Genomic DNA, 15,522 nt, shown 5'->3' with positions numbered 1-15,522 from the left:
CATCAATCCGTGATCACGCCTGAACCGGCACCTCGACGAACTTCTTGCCTTCGAAGTTCTCGACCACCACGGACTTCACGTCCGCAGGAGCCACGAGTGCAGATCCGTCCAGGTTCGTGCCCTCGGCGGCGCCCTTCTTGGACACCACCCAGGAACCCGCCTCCTGGCGGCTGCCGTCCTTCGCCACGACGAAGATCCGGCACTTCTCGCCCTCGGGGATGCCGTTGATCGACATGTTCGTCCGCACCCAGCCGGCGGCGGGGATGACCTTGACGGCCATCGACGCCTTGGTGTCCGGGTCGGTGAACGTGGCGAGCTTGGTGCCGCTCGGATCGGGTGCCACCGTCGGAGTGGGAAGGGCCGACTGCACATCGGGTGAAGTGGCCTTGCCGACGAAGACTCCAGCTCCGAGCACCACCGCGGCCACCACGGCCGCCGCGGCACCGAGCGCGAACTGACGGCGTTTCGCGACGCCGCCCCGTTCGGTGCGCACCTGGCGAAGCGTGCGCTGCAACAGCAGGTCACCGCCCTCGGGCGGGCCGTCCATCATGATCTCCGGAGGCACCTCGCCGAGGAACGCCTCCATGTCGCGAAGCTCTTCGAGTTCACGCTTGCATTCGGGGCAGGACGCCAGGTGCTCGTCCATCTCGCGCACCTCCTGCTCGTCGAGTGCTCCGAGAACGTAAGCACCGAGCAGCTGCGGGTCGTGCTGCGTAGTCATCCAGCCACCCCCTTCAGTGCGACCTTCTGACCTCCGAAGGTCTCCCTCAAGGCTCGCAACGCGTAATACGATCTCGACTTCACTGTGCCAGGTGGCACCCCTAGCGCTTCCGCCGCCTCCGTCACGCTCCGGCCTCGGAAGTAGATCTCCATCAGCACGTCGCGGTGGTCGGACGAGAGCCTGTCGAGCGCTTCGAGCACCACCACCGAGTCAACCACCTGGTCAGCGTGGTCGCGCTCGATGGGTGGCGTCGCCGGGGACTCGGCCACCTCCTGCGGGCGTGCCGCCTTCGCACGCACACGGTCCGTGACGATGTTCCGCGCCACGGTCAGCAACCAACCGCGCACCGATCCCTTGCCGTTCACGAGGGCGTCGGGATGGCGCCACGCTCGGACCAGGGTCTCCTGGACCACGTCCTCGGCAGCCGCCCGATCACCGGTCAACCGCGTCGCGTAGGCCAGCAGAGCCCGACCGTGCTCCTCGTAGAGCGATCGGATCAGCGCCTCGTCGGCCGCGGTCTCCCGTTTGCGGGAGAACAAAGCCGCCATCCACCCACTCCTCCCCGCCCGCGAACACCTCGTGCGGGCGTCCTGTTCAAGACCTCTGCCGTCACACGAGCGGCAGAGGGCTTCGGTTCAACGGGTTTCAACTAAAAAGAGACGCCGGATGTTAGCGGGACCGGTTGAGGTACCCGACCAGCTCCGCCATGCGCGCCTCCGGCATGGCGTTGATGGCCATCCCGTGATCGGTCGCCGGGTCGCGCAACTCCTCCTTGAAGGAGTCGATCGCGAACGGCCGACCTGCGGGGATGTCGTAGCCCACGGTGATGTGCAGGCGTGGGATGGGGAACGTCTTGGCGGGGCAGTTGCCGCCCGCCAACGGGAACACGACGTGCGTGCGGTGCGAGGCGCTGTCCTTGTTGTTGCCGTCCCAGCAGCTGCCGAAGTCGTAGGTGCGCAGGGTGGTCGCGCTTCCACACAGCGGGTACTTCGTCGTGTAGCGGCCCGGCTGGTCCGAACAGCCCCAGCGGGCGCGCGTGTTCGGGCCGTAGTCGTTGGTGAACGCGGACGGGTCGCCGGTGATCAGGCGCAGGAACCTCGGCATCGGCAGCACGTCGCTCGTGGCGCTGCCGTCGTAGCGGATCTCGACGCTCTTCGGGCCGAGCACCTCGCCGGCGTTGCCGTGCAGGCCACCGCCGTCCGCGTGGGCATCGTGGCCCACGCCGTCGGTCAGCCGCAGCACCGGCCAGTAGTAGGTCGAGAGGTCGTCGTTCTCGCACGTCGTGGTCGCGGCCGCGAGGGACGCGTCGGTCGACATCGCGTCGGCCGACCGGTTGCCGACGTACTCGTGTGTGTGGTGCGCGCCGAACGGGATGCCGGGCGAGACGACCGGGTTGTCCGCGTTGAGGTGCCGTTCCTCGTTGGCGCCGCACTTGATCACGACGTTCGCGGTCTTCGGTTCGGTGTTCACCTGGTCGAGCTCGCTGACGTAGTGCTCGGCGGAAGGCGCGCCGTTGGACGTGCCGCGCAGCAACACCGCCGAACCCACGACCACGAGGACGGCCACCACCGCGACCGCGAGGGTCGCCGGTTTGTTCCGGGCCACGATCACAGCCTGCCAATCAGTCCGGTCAAACCAAAGTGCCGTGTCTCAATACGACGGCTCACCGCTTCTCCACCAGTTTCAGGTATGACCCGCGCAGGTGGTCCTCCGCCGCACACCCTGCCGCACCGGGGTCGCCCGCGCGCAGCACGGCGGCCAGGCCGGCGTGCTCGGGAGCGACTATGTCCTGGTAGGTGGGGTCGTCGGCGACGCGCGCGAGCAGGAAGAGGTGGACCTGGCAGCGGATCGCCCGCCATGCCTCCTGGAGCCTGCGGTGCCCGGTCGCGGCGTAGACGGCGTCGTGGAACTTCATGTCCAGCGCGACCCGTTCGGCGTCCGTTCGGGCATGTTTCATTGCCTCTACGACCTCGTCGATCGGGCCGAAACCAGACCCCTTCGCGGCGGCGGTGCGCATCGCGAGGACGTCCAGCGCGGCGCGGAGGGTGTACAACTCGTCGACGTCGTCCGGCGTCAGCTCGCGCACCCAGGTGCCGCGGTGCCACTCGGAGACGACGAGCCCCTCGCTCTCGAGCACGACCAGGCCCTCGCGCACCGAGCCTCGGCTCACCCCGAGCACGCTCGCGAGTTCGACCTCTTTCAACGCGGTGCCGGCGGCCAGCTCACCGGCCAGGATCGCGTCCCGGATGCGGTCGGCCGCCTCGCCCGCGACACCACGACGGGCAACGGGCCGGACGGCCGGAGGGGGCATGTCCGAATGTTGACATTGCTCCAAAAGAGCGTCAAGGCAGCCGGCTAAACGTGCCCTAAACCACCCTGCGTGGTTGGTGGGCGTCCGCGGCCAGGTCGTGGCATAACCCGTCCGGCGGAAGCCCACCCACCTCAGTTCGCAGTGACCAGCGGTTCGCGGTCGTGGTTGACGACGCTGACCCCGGCGACGTCTCCCGCCCGCACCATCGCGGACCCGGCCAGTGTCACTTCACCTTCGTGCGCCATCCAGGAGCCCGCGGTGAAGGTCCGTCCGTCCTTCGTGTGCACGACCAACCAGCAGGCTTCCCCGTCCTGCATCCCGTTGACCGTGGCGACGAGCCTGAGGCCGCCTTCGGTGTCGGTGACCTGCACGGCCATGTGCGCACCGGACGCCGAGGTCCCCTGCAAGACCTCGTCGGTGGTGCCGCCGACCCCCATGCCCTGGCCGAGCCAGACGCCCCCGGCGAGGACGCCCGCGACCATCAGGGTCGACGACAAGGCCGTGATGCGCCCACGGCGACGCACGGCCTGATCTCTCTCTTCGCGGACCGTGCCGAGCGTGCGCTGCAACAGGTGGTCCATGTTCGGTGGAGGCCCGTCGAGCGCGGCCTCCGGTGGCAGTTCTTCCATCAGCATGTCGTTCTCGTTCAACTCGTTGGTGCCCAGGACGTTCGGTGCCAAGCGCTGGCGGACGCGGCTACGGACACGGTTACGCGGAACGATGCACTCAAATTTCTCCTTCTCCAGCCCCGCGTGCAGCGGTGACCAACACCTTCAAAACGAGCCGTCGAGGAAGTTGGTTCAACGCAGATACAGGTACGTTGCGCAGCCCACACAAGACGGTTGACCGGGCTTCTACCTGCTCCTACGCTCTCATATATGATGTATGACCGGCTGGGAACGCTTCCAGCGTCTCGAACGGACTTTGTTCTGGAATCGATCAAAGAAGCGATTCTTTATGGAAAGCTGAAGCCGGGTCAGGCTCTCGTCGAAACCGATCTCGCCGCTTCGCTCAACGTCTCGAAGACACCCGTGCGCGAGGCGCTCAAGACGCTCGCCGGGTCGGGACTCGTCGTGATGAGCCCGTACAAGGGGGCGACGGTCCGCACGGTCGACGCCGCGATGGCCGCCTCCGTCTACGACGTGCGGTTGCTGATGGAGCCCGAGGCGCTGCGCAGGGCCGTTGCGCGGCGGGCTGACTTCTCCGAGGCCAGGTCAGCGCTGCACGACACCGAGGACCTGACCCTGCGCAACCTGGCCAACCGGCGCTTCCACCGGGCGTTGTACGCGGGCTGCGGCAACCCGTTGATGATCCAGATCCTGGACGGGCTGCACGACCAGGCCGCGCTGGTCACCGCCGCCGGCTGGGGCCTGAGCCCGACGTGGGAGGCCGAGGAGGCCGAACACCGGGCGATCCTCGTGACCGCGGAGGAGGGCCACGCCGAGGCCGCGGCCGACCTGCTGCGCTGCCACCTCCAGACCTTCGCCGACCGTCTCGCCGAGGAGCTTCCCGATGTCGTTCGATGACCTGTCCGCGAACCTGGCGTCCGTGGTCGCGATCACCGTCACGCCGTTCGACGCGGGCGGGGAGGTGGACGAGAAGAACTACGCGGCCGTGCTGGACCGGATGGTCGAGGGCGGGATCTCGGTCGTGACGCCGAACGGCAACACGAGCGAGTTCTACACGTTGTCCGCGGCCGAGACGGAACTCGCCGTGCGGATCACCGTGGACGCCGTGGGTGATCGCGCCGCCGTGGTGGCCGGGGTCGGGCACGACGTGGCGACCGCCGTGGCCGGGGCGCGGTTCGCCGACCGGGCCGGGGCGCGCGGGATCATGATCCACCAGCCGGTGCACCCGTACGTGTCGCTCGACGGGTGGGTCGACTACCACCGGGCCGTGGCTGCCGCGGTGCCCGAGTTGAGCGTGGTGCTGTACATGCGGAACCCGCGGATCGGCGGGGCGCAGATCGCGGCGCTGGCCGACGCGTGCCCGAACGTCGTCGGGGTGAAGTACGCGGTGCCGGACCCGGTGCGGTTCGCGTCGGTGGCGCGCGACGCCGGGCTGGACCGGCTGACGTGGGTCGCGGGGCTCGCCGAGCTGTCCGCGCCGGGGTACTTCGCGGTCGGGGCCACCGGGTTCACGTCGGGGCTCGCGAACGTGGCGCCGGAGCTGTCGGTGCAGCTGTTCCGGTGCCTGCGGGCGCAGGAGTTCGGTGCGGCGATGGAGTTCTGGGAGTTCGTCCGCGGGTTCGAGGAGCTGCGTGCTTCGAACGAGTCCGCGAACAACGTGTCGGTAGTGAAAGAAGCGTTGGCACAGCTCGGGTTGTGCCGCCGGGACGTGCGTCCGCCGGCTTCGGTGTTGTCGGAGGCTGATCGGTCGGCAGTCGGTGTGCTGCTGAACTCGTGGAGTCTGCTGTGAAGTTGCGCAGCGCCGAGTGGTTCGAAGGCGAGGGGCTGCGGGCGTTCTCGCACAACGCGCGCATGCGGCAGCTCGGGGTGAACGCGTCCGAGCACCTCGGCAAGCCGGTCATCGCGATCCTGAACACGTGGAGCGGGATCAACCCGTGCCACCTGCACCTTCGGGAACGGGCGCAGCAAGTCGAGCGCGGGGTGTGGCAGGCGGGCGGATTTCCCTTGGAGTTCCCCGTTTCCACGCTGTCGGAGACGTACCAGAAGCCGACACCGATGCTGTACCGGAACATGCTGTCGATGGAGACCGAGGAGATCCTGCGGTCCTACCCCGTCGACGGGTGCGTGCTGATGGGCGGGTGCGACAAGACCACCCCGGCGCTGCTGATGGGTGCCGCCTCCGCCGGGCTGCCCACCGTGTTCGTGCCGGCCGGGCCGATGCTGCGCGGGCACTGGCGGGGCGAGCAACTGGCGTCCGGTACGGACATGTGGCGGTTCTGGGACGAGAAGCGGGCGGGCACGATCTCGTCCGCGGACTGGGCCGAGATCCAGTCGGGGCTGGCCCGCTCCCCCGGTACCTGCATGACGATGGGCACGGCGTCGACGATGACGGCAGCCGCGGAGGCGTTGGGGCTGACGTTGCCCGGGGCGTCGTCGATTCCCGCCGTGGACTCGGCGCACCACCGGATGGCTGCCGCGTCCGGGATGCGCGTGGTCGAGATGGTGCGCGAGGGCCTGACCATCGCCGACGTGCTTTCAGTTGAGGCGTATGAGGACGCGATCCGGACCGTGCTGGCACTGGGCGGGTCCACGAACTCGTACATCCACCTGATCGCGATGGCCGGGCGGTCGCAGATCCCCTTGTCCCTGGACGACTTCGACCGGTTGTCGCGGGAAGTTCCGGTGCTGGCGTCGGTGCAGCCCGCCGGGACGCACCTGATGGAGGACTTCTACTACGCGGGCGGGCTGCGCGGGTTGCTGTCGCGGTTGCGGGAGTCGTTGCACCTCAAGCGGATCACGGTGACGGGGCGGACGTTCGGCGAGGATCTCGACGGTGCCGAGGTGCACGACTCGTCGGTGATTCGCGAGGTGGACGACCCGATTTCTGCTGAAGGCGGACTGGCTGTGCTGCGGGGCAATCTGGCTCCCGACGGTGCGGTGATCAAGTACGTCGCGGCTGATCCCGCGTTGTGGAGGCACACCGGGCCCGCCGTGGTCTTCCACGGCTACCAGGACTTGCAGGCACGGATCAACTCGCCGTCGTTGGACGTCACGAAGGACTCGGTGATCGTGCTGGCCGGTGGCGGGCCGAAGGGCGGGCCCGGCATGCCCGAGTACGGAATGCTGCCCATCCCGGACAAGCTGCTGCGCGAGGGCGTCCGGGACATGGTGCGCGTGTCGGACGCGCGGATGAGCGGAACTTCTTACGGCGCCTGCGTTCTGCACGTGGCACCCGAGGCGCACGTCGGCGGGCCGCTGGCGCTGGTGCGGGACGGCGACCTCGTCACGGTGGACGTCGAGGCGCGGGTGTTGCGCGTGGAGATCTCCGACGAGGAGATGGCGCGTCGCCGGGACGCGTGGACACCGCCACCGCCGAAGTTCGAACGCGGGTACGGCGCTTTGTACTACGAGCACATCACGCAGGCCGATCAGGGCTGCGACTTCGAGTTCCTGTCACGGCCGGGGCACAACCCCGAACCGAACGCGCACTAGGGCTTGGTTTCGACGCGGCCGTTCGGGATTTCCGTTGTGCCCCAGTCGTTCGTGCCGTGCAGCTGGGTGCGCAGGTACGCCGTGGTGAGGCGTTGCACGTCCGCGACCCGTTCCGGGTTCTCGTCCGTGGTCTCGGCGACGTCGTAGCCGCTGACGCCACCGAAGCCGTGCTCGGCGCCGAACAACGTGAGCAGCACCTTCGGGCCGGGCGCGAGGTGGTACGGGTCGGCGTGCCAGTCCGGGCCCATCGTGGTCAGGTGCGCGGACGCGTCGGCGTCCCCGGCGACGACCAGCGCGGGCGCGGTCATCTCGCTGAAGTCCGTGCTCTGCATGAAGGAGTAGTTCTCCTTCACCACGTCGGTGACGGCGTCACCGCGGCCGGTCGAGCCGAGCAGCACGCCCGCCTTGATCCGATCGTCCTTCAGGCTCGTGTTCTCCGTGCGCATGCCCAGCAGCAGACTCGCGGTGTGGCCGCCCATCGAGTGGCCGACGACGGCGATCCTGGTCGGGTCGAGGCGGTTCCGCAGCTGCGGCACGGCCTTCTCGATCTCGTCGAGGCGGTCGATGATCATGGACATGTCCTGGGCCCGCTCCCGCCAGAACATCGGCGCACCAGGGGTCTCGGCCGGGAGGTTCAGGCTGCGGCTGCTCAGGTGGGTCGGCTGGAGCACCACGAAGCCCTGCTCGGCCCAGTGGTTGGCGAGCGGCGCGTAGCCGTTGAGCGACGACAGGTGGTTCGAGTAGCCCTGTCCGTGCGAGAGCAGCAGGATCGGCAGGTCGGTGCCCTCGGTCGGCGCGGACACCTTCAGCTGCAGGTCAACGGGCCTGCCGGGCGTTTCGAGCACAACAGGGCTCACCGTGAAGACGGTCATGGGGTTCCTCTCGGGTACGCTCTCCAACTGAAGCGGAGCGACGTTCCGGAACGATACGGAGCACTGTTCCGCTTTGTCAACCTCTCCGGGAGGGAGTGCGCGCGTACCACCACGCAAGCGAGCCGACGCCGTGCGCAACGAGCAGACCCTGCTCGCCGCGGCGGCCGAGGTGTTCGTCTCCTCCGGCGTCGACGCGCCGATCCGCGAGATCGCCGCCGAGGCGGGCGTCGGCATGGGCACGATCTACCGCCACTTCCCCACCCGCGCGGACCTGGTCGTGGCCGTCTACCGGCACCAGGTGGAGGCGTGCGCCGAGGCAGGTCCCGCGCTGCTGTCCACTTCGGACTCGGCCTTCGCGGCGCTGCGGTCGTGGATCGACCTGTTCGTCGACTTCCTGGTGACCAAGCACGGGCTCGCGGGCGCGATGCAGTCGGACAGCAGCGGGTTCCAGTCGCTGCACGCGTACTTCCTCGACCGGCTCGGGCCGGTGTGCGAGGAGTTGCTGGGCGCGGCCGGGGAGGCCGGGGAGATCTGGGACGACATCCAGCCGTTCGAGCTGATGCGCGGGATCGGCAACCTGTGCGTCGGCCGGGACGACGATCCTCGCTACGACCCGCGCCGGTTGATCGCGCTGCTGCTGGACGGCCTGCGCCGGTGAACGCCGGGAAACCTCACCCGCGCTACACCAGTTTCCACACCTGGTTCGTGAGGGCGTGGCAGGGGTAGATCTGCGCCCGCACGCCCTTGCCCCAGTTCGAGGCGTCCAGGCACTTGGTTTCGTCGAACAGCGGCCTGAAGGAGTAGAAGCCGGTGCCGAGGCGGACCGCCCTCCACCGCTGCTTGGCACCGAGGTGGCACGGGTAGCGCTGCGTGTGGACACCCGTGCCGTTGTGCTCGACGTCAAGGCACTCGTTGCTGCTCAGGTACTGGAGGGGCTTGATCTCGTAGAGATCGGTGTGGACCGGGTCGCGCACGAAATGCCACTTCTGGTTTTCCCTGCCATGACACGAGTACTGCTGCACGTACCTCCCTCGTCCCTCGTCCTCCAGGTCGAGGCACTTCTTCTCCTCGGCCTCGTTCCGCAGCGAAAAGGTCCCGTGGATGCCCAGCACCTGGGGTTGTGCCTGAGCCGGTCCAGGTGACACGGCCAGCGCCGCGAGCACGACCGTGAGCAACACCAACAGCTTTCTCATCTGCAAGCCCTTCTGCAGGCAGGTGAACTTTTCGAGACGCCGTTGACGCTAGGGATGACCGCCTACATGTCGGTGTCATATAGGTGTCGCACGGAAAGGGCCCCTGGGTGAGCGCGCACCCAGGGGCCGTCTCTTCCTACCGGCAGCTAGTTGAGCGCCACCTTGAGGAGCCTCGTGGAGCTGTTGCCCGCCGTGGAGTCCTTGTCCCCGTTGGACGTCGTGACCCACAGCGAGCCGTCCGGCGCCGGTTCCGGGGTGCGGAGCCTGCCGTAGGTGCCCTGGAAGTGCGAGGTCGTGGTGCCGACCGACGAGCCGCTGATCTGCATGCGGTACAGGCGTTCGCCGCGCAACGCCGCCAGGAACAGCACGTCGTTCACGATCGCGAGGCCTGACGGCGAGGCGGAGCCGACCGAGAAGGTCTTCTTCGGTGCCACGTAACCGCCGCACGAGCCCGAGGTGCCTTCACACGAGGGCCAGCCGTAGTTGCCGCCCTTCTGGAGCAGGTTGACCTCGTCCATGTTCGAGTTGCCGAGCTCGGCCTGCCACATCCGGCCCTGAGAGTCCGTGGCGAGGCCCTGGACGTTGCGGTGGCCGTAGGTCCAGACGTAGCGCGCGTTGCCGCCCTCGCCGAAGAACGGGTTGTCGGACGGCGCGGAGCCGTCCGGGTTGAGGCGCAGCACCTTGCCGCCGAGGTTCTGCTTGTTCTGGGCGTTCGCGCCGTTCTGGCCGTCGCCGGTGCCCGCGTAGAGCTTGCCGTCGGCGCCGAAGCGCAGGCGGCCGCCGTTGTGGAACTTGTTGCGCGGGATGCCGGTCAGCAACGTCGTCCAGCCGGTGAGGGTGGTGCCCTCGACCTTGGCGCGCACGATCCGGTTGTCGCCGGAAGCCGTGTGGTAGACGTAGATCAGGCCGTCGGAGGCGAACGTCGGCGAGAGTTCGATGCCGAGCAGGCCGCCCTCGCCGTTGGTGCCGGAGACGCCGGGGACCTTGCCCAGCGTGGTCTTCGTGCCGGACGGGGTGATGCGCACGATGTCCTGCGCGTCGCGGCGGGAGTAGACGCCGTCGCCGTTGGGCAGGAACGCGAGGCCCCACGGGACGTCGTTGTCGGTCGCGATCTGCGTGACGGCACCGACCTGGTCACCACCGGAGCGGGTCTTCGCGGTCAGCGCGTTCGAGGCGGGTGAGGCGTTGCCGGCGGCGTCGAAGGCCTTGACCGTGAAGGTGTACTCGGTGTTCGCGCTGCGGCCGCCGATCGTGGCGGAGGTGCCCGTCGCGTCACCGACCTTGGTGGTGCCGGTGTAGATCTCGTACCGCGTCACGCCGATGTTGTCGGTCGAGGCGTCCCACGCCAGCGAGACGGAGTTCGCCGTGACACCGGTGGAACGCAGGTTGCGAGGCGCGGTCGGCGGAGTCGGGTCTTCCTGGGCCGGAGGGGTCTTGAACTCGACCGTGTTGGATGCCTGCGAGATGTTGCCCGCCGCGTCCTTCGCGTTGACGTAGAAGCCGTAGGTGGTGTTCGGCCGCAGGCCCTCCATCACCGTGGAGGTGCCGGCGGGCACGGACTTCACGAACTGGCCCAGGTTGTAGATCTCGTACGACGTCACCGCGACGTTGTCCGTCGACGGCTGCCAGGTGAGCTTCGCCGAGTCCGGCTTGACGTCCGACGCGACGAGACCCGTTGGTGCGGACGGCGGTTCGGCGTCGGCGGGGCCGGTGTTGCCGAAGACCTGGAACTCCTGCAGGGAGTAGCCGTACGACGAACCGGTGCGGCACCGGGTGGTGCCGTGGACGCGGACGTAACGGCCACGACCGGCGACCGTCAGGTCCTCGACGCCGCCCTTGCCGTCCGCGGTCGTGTAGATCGACGTCCAGGAGGAGTCGTTCTCCGACGTCTCGACGCGGTACGCCTTGGCGCACGAGAGATCCCACTGCAACCGGACCCGGCTGATGGTCGCGGACGTGCCGAGGTCCACCCGGATCCAGGCGGGGTCGGTGTTCGACTTGCTGGCCCAGCGCGTCGCGGAGTCACCGTCGACGGCGAGGCGCGGCGCGTAGTTCGCGCCACCGGAGGCCGACTCGGTCGCCGGTTTGCCTTGGGACAGCAGGACATCCGCGGCGACGGCCTGCGGGGCGGCGGAGACGAGCGAGCTGACCGCCACCGCCAGCGCGGTGGTCAGGATGCCGGTTCTCGCCGGCAACCGCCGTGAACGGGGTGCCACAGAAGCCTCCCACTTTCATCAGGGAACGGGATGTGCGGCGGCGGCGTTGCGTTCGACCCGGCGGCGGGTGTACTGGTGTTACAGAAAAACCGTAAACGTTTTCGCGCGCCAGGTCCAGAGTCAGTTAGGGAGCCGTGAGATGCGCTGGACAAGGAAGTTGCAGCTCGTCATCCCCACCCTGTTGGTCGTCACGGCGTGCGGTGCGCCGGAGGCCCCGCAGGACCGGGACGCACCCGCCACCGTCCCCGACAAACCCTCGAAACCGGTCGAGCTGAACGTGCTCGACGTGGCCGGCAACCTGCAGCTCACGCAGGGCATGATCGACGAATTCGTGCGGACGCACCCCGACGTCGTGTCGAAGGTCAACGCCACCAAGGCGACCGCGCCGGACATGCCGGGCAAGCTCAAGGCCGAGCAGAACTCGGGCACCTCGCAGACCCATCTCGTGCTGACCGGGACCGACGGGCTCGCGAGCGTGATCGAGCAGAAACTCGTCTACCGGCTGCTCCCCGAATATTCGGCGAAGCTGCCGAAGCTCGAGGACGTGTACCTGCCCGCCGCCAACGAGATGCAGAAGCTCGCGCAGGACCAGGGCGTCGCGATCACCTACTACCCGGCGGGCCCGCTGCTGGAGTACGACCCGGCGAAGGTCCCCTCACCGCCGAACTCCCCCGCCGACCTGCTGACGTGGGCGCGCGCGAACCCCGGCAAGTTCCAGTACGCGCGGCCCGCGAACTCCGGCCCCGGCCGGACGTTCCTGATGGGCCTGCCGTACCTGTTGGGGGACAAGGACCCCAAGGACCCGGAGAACGGCTGGGACAAGACCTGGGCGTACCTGAAGGAACTCGGCCAGTACGTCGACAGCTACCCCGGCGGCACCACCGACGTCATGAAGAACCTCGCGAACGGCACGTCGTGGATGGTCGCCTCCACCACCGGCTGGGACATCAACCCGCGCGTGCTCGGCACGGTGCCGGAGGGCATGAAGATCGCGACGTTCAAGGACTTCCACTGGGTCACCGACGCGCACTACGCCGTGATCCCGAAGGGCGTCAGCGCGGACGTACTGGCGGCGAACCTCGCGCTGATCAGGTTCATGCTGGAGCCGCAGCAGCAGGCGAAGGCCTACGACAAGGGCTACTTCTACCCCGGTCCGGCGGTCAAGGGCGTCACGCTCGACATGGCCCCGAAGGAATCTCAGGACGCCATCGCGAAGTTCGGGCGCGCGGAGTACGACGAGCTGATCGAGAAGAACCCCAAGGAGCAGTCGCTGCCGGCCGCGCAGCAGGTGAAGGCGTTCCAGCGGTGGGACCGCGAGATCGGCCGCAAATGAGGTTCGCCGAGCTGCACCTGGACCACGTGCGGCGCGCGTTCGGGGACACCGTCGCGTTGCGGGGCATGGACCTCACGATCAAGGGCGGCGAGTTCGTGGCACTGCTCGGGCCGTCCGGCTGCGGCAAGTCGACGGCGCTGAACTGCCTGGCGGGCCTGCTGCCGTTGACGGGCGGCCGGATCACGCTGGACGGCAGGCGGATCGACGACCTGCCACCGGAGAAGCGCGGGTTCGGCATGGTGTTCCAGAACTACGCGCTGTTCCCGCACATGTCGGTGCGGCGCAACATCGCGTTCGGGCTCTCCGTGCGACGGCTGCCCAAGGCCGAGATCACCCGGCGCGTGGACGAGGCCGTGCGGCTCGTCCAGTTGGACGAGCACCAGCACCGGTTCCCGGCCCAGCTGAGCGGCGGCCAGCAGCAACGGGTGGCGATCGCCCGCGCGATCGTGCTCGAACCGCCGTTGGTGCTGATGGACGAACCACTGTCCAATCTGGACGCGGCGCTGCGGCTGGAGATGCGCACCGAGATCCGGCGGCTGCACCAGTCGCTCGGGCTCACCACCGTCTACGTGACGCACGACCAGGAGGAGGCGCTGGCCCTCGCCGACCGTCTCGTGGTCCTGCGGCTCGGCGAGGTGCAGCAGGTCGGGTCGCCGGAGGAGGTGTACGCGCATCCGGCGAACCGGTACGTCGCGGGGTTCATGGGCTACCGCAACCTGATCCCGGTGACGGTCGGCGCTCAGGACGGCGAGCACGCGACCGTCCACACAGGAGACGGCGTGCGACTTGTCGGTGTCCGGCAGGAAGAACTCGGGACCGACGCCGTGGTGGCGGTGCGGCCGGAGGACTTCGTGCTCGGCGGCTCCGGCGAGAACGCGCTCGAGGCCGTGGTCGAGATCGTCGAGTACCACGGCCGCGAGCAGGCGGTGGAAGCCCGGCTGCGCGACGGCACCCGGCTGCACGTCCGGACAACTGCCCGGCTGGCACCCGGCGACACGATCTCGGTGACGGTGCCGGTCGACCGCGTGCTGGTGTTCTCGTGACAGCGCTCCTGGACAAGCACCGGCTCGCCGAGAAGGGCGTCGACCGGGTGCTTTGGCTGCTGCTGCCGGGCGCGGTGTTCGTGCTGCTGCTGTTCGTCTACCCGTTCCTGTACGGGTTGCAGCTGTCGTTCCAGCCCAAGGGCGGCGGCAACCCGTTGCAGAACTACATCACCTTCTTCACCGACGACTACCTCACCGAGACGGTCTGGATCACGCTCGGGCTTGGCCTGCCCGCGGCTCTGATCAACGTGCTCGCGTCGATCCCGATCGCGTTCCGGACGCGCGGGCGGTTCCGGGGCAAGCGGACGCTGACGACCGTGCTGGTCGTGCCGATCACGCTCGGCACCGTGCTGACAGCTGAGGGGCTGCTCGCGTTCTTCGGGCCCGCCGGGTGGTTCAACCGGATCTGGCAGGCACTCGGCGCGGACGAGCCGGCGAAGCTCACGCACAACTACTGGGGCGTGCTGTTCAGCCTGGTGATCACCGGGTTCCCGTTCGCGTTCCTGCTGACGTCGTCGTACCTGTCGGGCATCGACCCGACGCTGGAGCAGGCGGCGGCGACGTTGGGTGCCTCGCGGCGGCAGCGGTTCCGGACGATCACCCTGCCGTTGCTCGCACCCGGTCTCGCGGTGACGTTCTGCCTGTCGTTCGTGCTGGCGTTCAGCGTGTTCCCGAGCGCCGTGATGGTCGGCGACCCGGCCGGCGAGACGCACGTGATGGCGATCGCCGCCTACGAGACGGCGTTGCGGGACAACGACTTCGCGCTGGGTTCGGCGATCGCGATGTTGATGGCGCTGGTGATGTTCGTGGTCGTCGGCGTGGTGCTGGCATGGCGCACGACCCTGTACCGCGGCGCGACGGGAGGCAAGGGATGAGGCTCACCGCACGGCCCCTGGTGTGGCTGACGTGGGGCGCGCTGGCGTTCTTCCTGCTGAACGTCCTCGGCGTGGTCGCCGCGGTGGTGACGAACTCGTTCGCGGAGACGTGGTTCGGCACGTGGCTGCCCGACGGCTACACCGGCAAGTGGTACGGCGAGGCGTGGCGCGACTACCGGCTCTTGGACGTGCTGGTGGTGACGTTCCAGGTGGCGTTGTCGGTCGTCGCGCTCTCCGTCCTCATCGGAGTGCCGGCGGCCTACGCCCTGGCCCGGCGCGACTTCCCCGGCAAGAAGCTGCTGAACGTGCTGTTCCTGCTGCCGATCCTGCTGCCGCCGATGACCTACGGCATCCCGCTCGCGACGGTGCTCTACAAGGTCGGGCTCGCGGGCAGCACGGCCGGGGTGATCGCGGCGAACCTCGTGCCCGCCGTGCCGTTCGTGGTGCTGACGATGACGCCGTTCATCGAGCAGGTCGACGCGTTGATCGAGGCGGCGGCCCGGATGTGCGGGGCGTCGACGTTCGCCCTCTTCACACGGGTCCTGGCACCGTTGCTGGTTCCTGGTGTGCTGGCAGCGTCGATCCTGGTGCTGGTGAGGACGGTGGGCATGTTCGAGCTGACGTTCCTCACGGCGGGTCCGACCAGCCAGACGCTGGTGGTGTCGCTGTACGAGGCCATGTCGTCGGCGGGGATCAGGCCGCAGCAGATGGTCGACTCGATGGCGGTGATCTACACGGGCTCGATGCTGGTGCTGCTGGTGATCGCGCTGCGGTTCGTGAACCCGGCCCAGCTCGTGACCAGACTCAAGGACCCGGCCTGACCTCCGAGGCGTCATG

At 68.5% G+C, this 15,522-nt stretch carries 16 protein-coding genes; 8 read left to right on the top strand and 8 right to left on the bottom strand.

Going from position 1 to position 15,522, the window contains the following annotated elements; all coding sequences use genetic code 11:
- Positions 1 to 13 precede the first annotated feature (13 nt).
- The 5 genes from JNUCC0626_RS45670 to JNUCC0626_RS45650 all read right to left on the bottom strand — a co-directional run bounded on the left by JNUCC0626_RS45670 (position 14) and on the right by JNUCC0626_RS45650 (position 3,667).
- Positions 14 to 721 carry an anti-sigma factor family protein gene (locus JNUCC0626_RS45670; protein WP_394616838.1) on the bottom strand — a complete coding sequence of 236 codons (708 nt, stop codon included), beginning with the start codon at positions 719 to 721 and terminating at the stop codon, positions 14 to 16.
- Complete coding sequence (locus JNUCC0626_RS45665; RefSeq protein WP_089953784.1) at positions 718 to 1,269, bottom strand: sigma-70 family RNA polymerase sigma factor; 552 nt, start codon at positions 1,267 to 1,269, stop codon at positions 718 to 720. The genes JNUCC0626_RS45670 and JNUCC0626_RS45665 overlap by 4 nt, the downstream gene beginning before the upstream one ends.
- Positions 1,270 to 1,390: 121 nt before the next feature.
- The gene (locus JNUCC0626_RS45660; protein WP_394616837.1) at positions 1,391 to 2,326 is read right to left on the bottom strand and encodes a DUF1996 domain-containing protein; all 936 of its coding nucleotides are present in this window, start codon (positions 2,324 to 2,326) and stop codon (positions 1,391 to 1,393) included.
- 58 nt (positions 2,327 to 2,384) lie between these two features.
- A complete protein-coding gene (locus JNUCC0626_RS45655) occupies positions 2,385 to 3,032 on the bottom strand; it encodes a GntR family transcriptional regulator (RefSeq protein WP_394616836.1) in 648 nt (215 codons plus the stop codon).
- A 131-nt stretch (positions 3,033 to 3,163) separates the two neighbouring features.
- Complete coding sequence (locus JNUCC0626_RS45650) at positions 3,164 to 3,667, bottom strand: anti-sigma factor (protein ID WP_394616835.1); 504 nt, start codon at positions 3,665 to 3,667, stop codon at positions 3,164 to 3,166.
- A gap of 246 nt (positions 3,668 to 3,913) precedes the next feature.
- Here JNUCC0626_RS45650 and JNUCC0626_RS45645 point away from each other — a divergent pair, with 246 nt between their 5' ends.
- From JNUCC0626_RS45645 to araD, 3 genes are read left to right on the top strand one after another with little or no spacing between them, the layout of a single operon-like run.
- On the top strand, positions 3,914 to 4,558 hold the full coding sequence (locus tag JNUCC0626_RS45645) for a GntR family transcriptional regulator (protein ID WP_394622247.1): 645 nt from the start codon (positions 3,914 to 3,916) through the stop codon (positions 4,556 to 4,558).
- Positions 4,545 to 5,450, top strand: a complete 906-nt coding sequence (locus JNUCC0626_RS45640) for a dihydrodipicolinate synthase family protein (RefSeq protein WP_394616834.1) — start codon at positions 4,545 to 4,547, stop codon at positions 5,448 to 5,450. The genes JNUCC0626_RS45645 and JNUCC0626_RS45640 overlap by 14 nt, the downstream gene beginning before the upstream one ends.
- Positions 5,447 to 7,153, top strand: a complete 1,707-nt coding sequence (gene araD / locus JNUCC0626_RS45635; RefSeq protein WP_394616833.1) for an L-arabinonate dehydratase — start codon at positions 5,447 to 5,449, stop codon at positions 7,151 to 7,153. The genes JNUCC0626_RS45640 and araD overlap by 4 nt, the downstream gene beginning before the upstream one ends.
- Here the strand turns inward: araD and JNUCC0626_RS45630 are convergent.
- Positions 7,150 to 8,025 (bottom strand): alpha/beta hydrolase family protein, encoded by an 876-nt coding sequence (locus tag JNUCC0626_RS45630; protein WP_394616832.1) that lies wholly within the window; start codon positions 8,023 to 8,025, stop codon positions 7,150 to 7,152. The genes araD and JNUCC0626_RS45630 overlap by 4 nt on opposite strands.
- 130 nt (positions 8,026 to 8,155) lie before the next feature.
- On the opposite strand from JNUCC0626_RS45630, the gene JNUCC0626_RS45625 reads away from it, so the two are divergent.
- Complete coding sequence (locus tag JNUCC0626_RS45625; RefSeq protein ID WP_394616831.1) at positions 8,156 to 8,683, top strand: TetR/AcrR family transcriptional regulator; 528 nt, start codon at positions 8,156 to 8,158, stop codon at positions 8,681 to 8,683.
- 22 nt (positions 8,684 to 8,705) lie between these two features.
- On the opposite strand, the gene JNUCC0626_RS45620 is transcribed toward JNUCC0626_RS45625, so the two are convergent.
- Complete coding sequence (locus JNUCC0626_RS45620) at positions 8,706 to 9,218, bottom strand: RICIN domain-containing protein (protein ID WP_394616830.1); 513 nt, start codon at positions 9,216 to 9,218, stop codon at positions 8,706 to 8,708.
- A gap of 146 nt (positions 9,219 to 9,364) precedes the next feature.
- Positions 9,365 to 11,434 carry a PQQ-dependent sugar dehydrogenase gene (locus tag JNUCC0626_RS45615; RefSeq protein ID WP_394616829.1) on the bottom strand — a complete coding sequence of 690 codons (2,070 nt, stop codon included), beginning with the start codon at positions 11,432 to 11,434 and terminating at the stop codon, positions 9,365 to 9,367.
- A gap of 139 nt (positions 11,435 to 11,573) precedes the next feature.
- On the opposite strand from JNUCC0626_RS45615, the gene JNUCC0626_RS45610 reads away from it, so the two are divergent.
- Genes JNUCC0626_RS45610 through JNUCC0626_RS45595 form a run of 4 tightly spaced genes read left to right on the top strand, consistent with a single transcriptional unit; the run spans position 11,574 to position 15,506 of the window.
- Entirely contained in the window at positions 11,574 to 12,767 is a 1,194-nt protein-coding gene (locus JNUCC0626_RS45610) for an extracellular solute-binding protein (protein WP_394616828.1), read from the top strand.
- Entirely contained in the window at positions 12,764 to 13,810 is a 1,047-nt protein-coding gene (locus JNUCC0626_RS45605) for an ABC transporter ATP-binding protein (RefSeq protein ID WP_394616827.1), read from the top strand. Before JNUCC0626_RS45610 ends, JNUCC0626_RS45605 begins: the two co-directional genes overlap by 4 nt.
- Positions 13,807 to 14,685, top strand: coding sequence for an ABC transporter permease (locus tag JNUCC0626_RS45600; RefSeq protein WP_394616826.1), 879 nt, complete (start codon positions 13,807 to 13,809; stop codon positions 14,683 to 14,685). Before JNUCC0626_RS45605 ends, JNUCC0626_RS45600 begins: the two co-directional genes overlap by 4 nt.
- Positions 14,682 to 15,506 (top strand): ABC transporter permease, encoded by an 825-nt coding sequence (locus JNUCC0626_RS45595; RefSeq protein ID WP_394616825.1) that lies wholly within the window; start codon positions 14,682 to 14,684, stop codon positions 15,504 to 15,506. Before JNUCC0626_RS45600 ends, JNUCC0626_RS45595 begins: the two co-directional genes overlap by 4 nt.
- Positions 15,507 to 15,522: the final 16 nt, after the last annotated feature.

The sequence above is a fragment of the Lentzea sp. JNUCC 0626 genome, from assembly GCF_043632865.1.
Taxonomy (GTDB): Bacteria; Actinomycetota; Actinomycetes; order Mycobacteriales; family Pseudonocardiaceae; genus Lentzea.
The sequence above is the reverse complement of the archived record's forward strand: the minus strand, read 5'-3'. Positions and strand labels throughout refer to the sequence as shown.

Bases quoted from the DNA above. Each gene is read 5' to 3' on its own strand.
- JNUCC0626_RS45670 (WP_394616838.1), bottom strand. From the start codon at position 721: ATGACTACGCAGCACGACCCGCAGCTGCTCGGTGCTTACGTTCTCGGA.
- JNUCC0626_RS45665 (WP_089953784.1), bottom strand. From the start codon at position 1,269: ATGGCGGCTTTGTTCTCCCGCAAACGGGAGACCGCGGCCGACGAGGCG.
- JNUCC0626_RS45655 (WP_394616836.1), bottom strand. From the start codon at position 3,032: ATGCCCCCTCCGGCCGTCCGGCCCGTTGCCCGTCGTGGTGTCGCGGGC.
- JNUCC0626_RS45650 (WP_394616835.1), bottom strand. From the start codon at position 3,667: ATGCTGATGGAAGAACTGCCACCGGAGGCCGCGCTCGACGGGCCTCCA.
- JNUCC0626_RS45645 (WP_394622247.1), top strand. From the start codon at position 3,914: ATGTATGACCGGCTGGGAACGCTTCCAGCGTCTCGAACGGACTTTGTT.
- JNUCC0626_RS45640 (WP_394616834.1), top strand. From the start codon at position 4,545: ATGTCGTTCGATGACCTGTCCGCGAACCTGGCGTCCGTGGTCGCGATC.
- JNUCC0626_RS45630 (WP_394616832.1), bottom strand. From the start codon at position 8,025: ATGACCGTCTTCACGGTGAGCCCTGTTGTGCTCGAAACGCCCGGCAGG.
- JNUCC0626_RS45620 (WP_394616830.1), bottom strand. From the start codon at position 9,218: ATGAGAAAGCTGTTGGTGTTGCTCACGGTCGTGCTCGCGGCGCTGGCC.
- JNUCC0626_RS45610 (WP_394616828.1), top strand. From the start codon at position 11,574: ATGCGCTGGACAAGGAAGTTGCAGCTCGTCATCCCCACCCTGTTGGTC.
- JNUCC0626_RS45605 (WP_394616827.1), top strand. From the start codon at position 12,764: ATGAGGTTCGCCGAGCTGCACCTGGACCACGTGCGGCGCGCGTTCGGG.
- JNUCC0626_RS45595 (WP_394616825.1), top strand. From the start codon at position 14,682: ATGAGGCTCACCGCACGGCCCCTGGTGTGGCTGACGTGGGGCGCGCTG.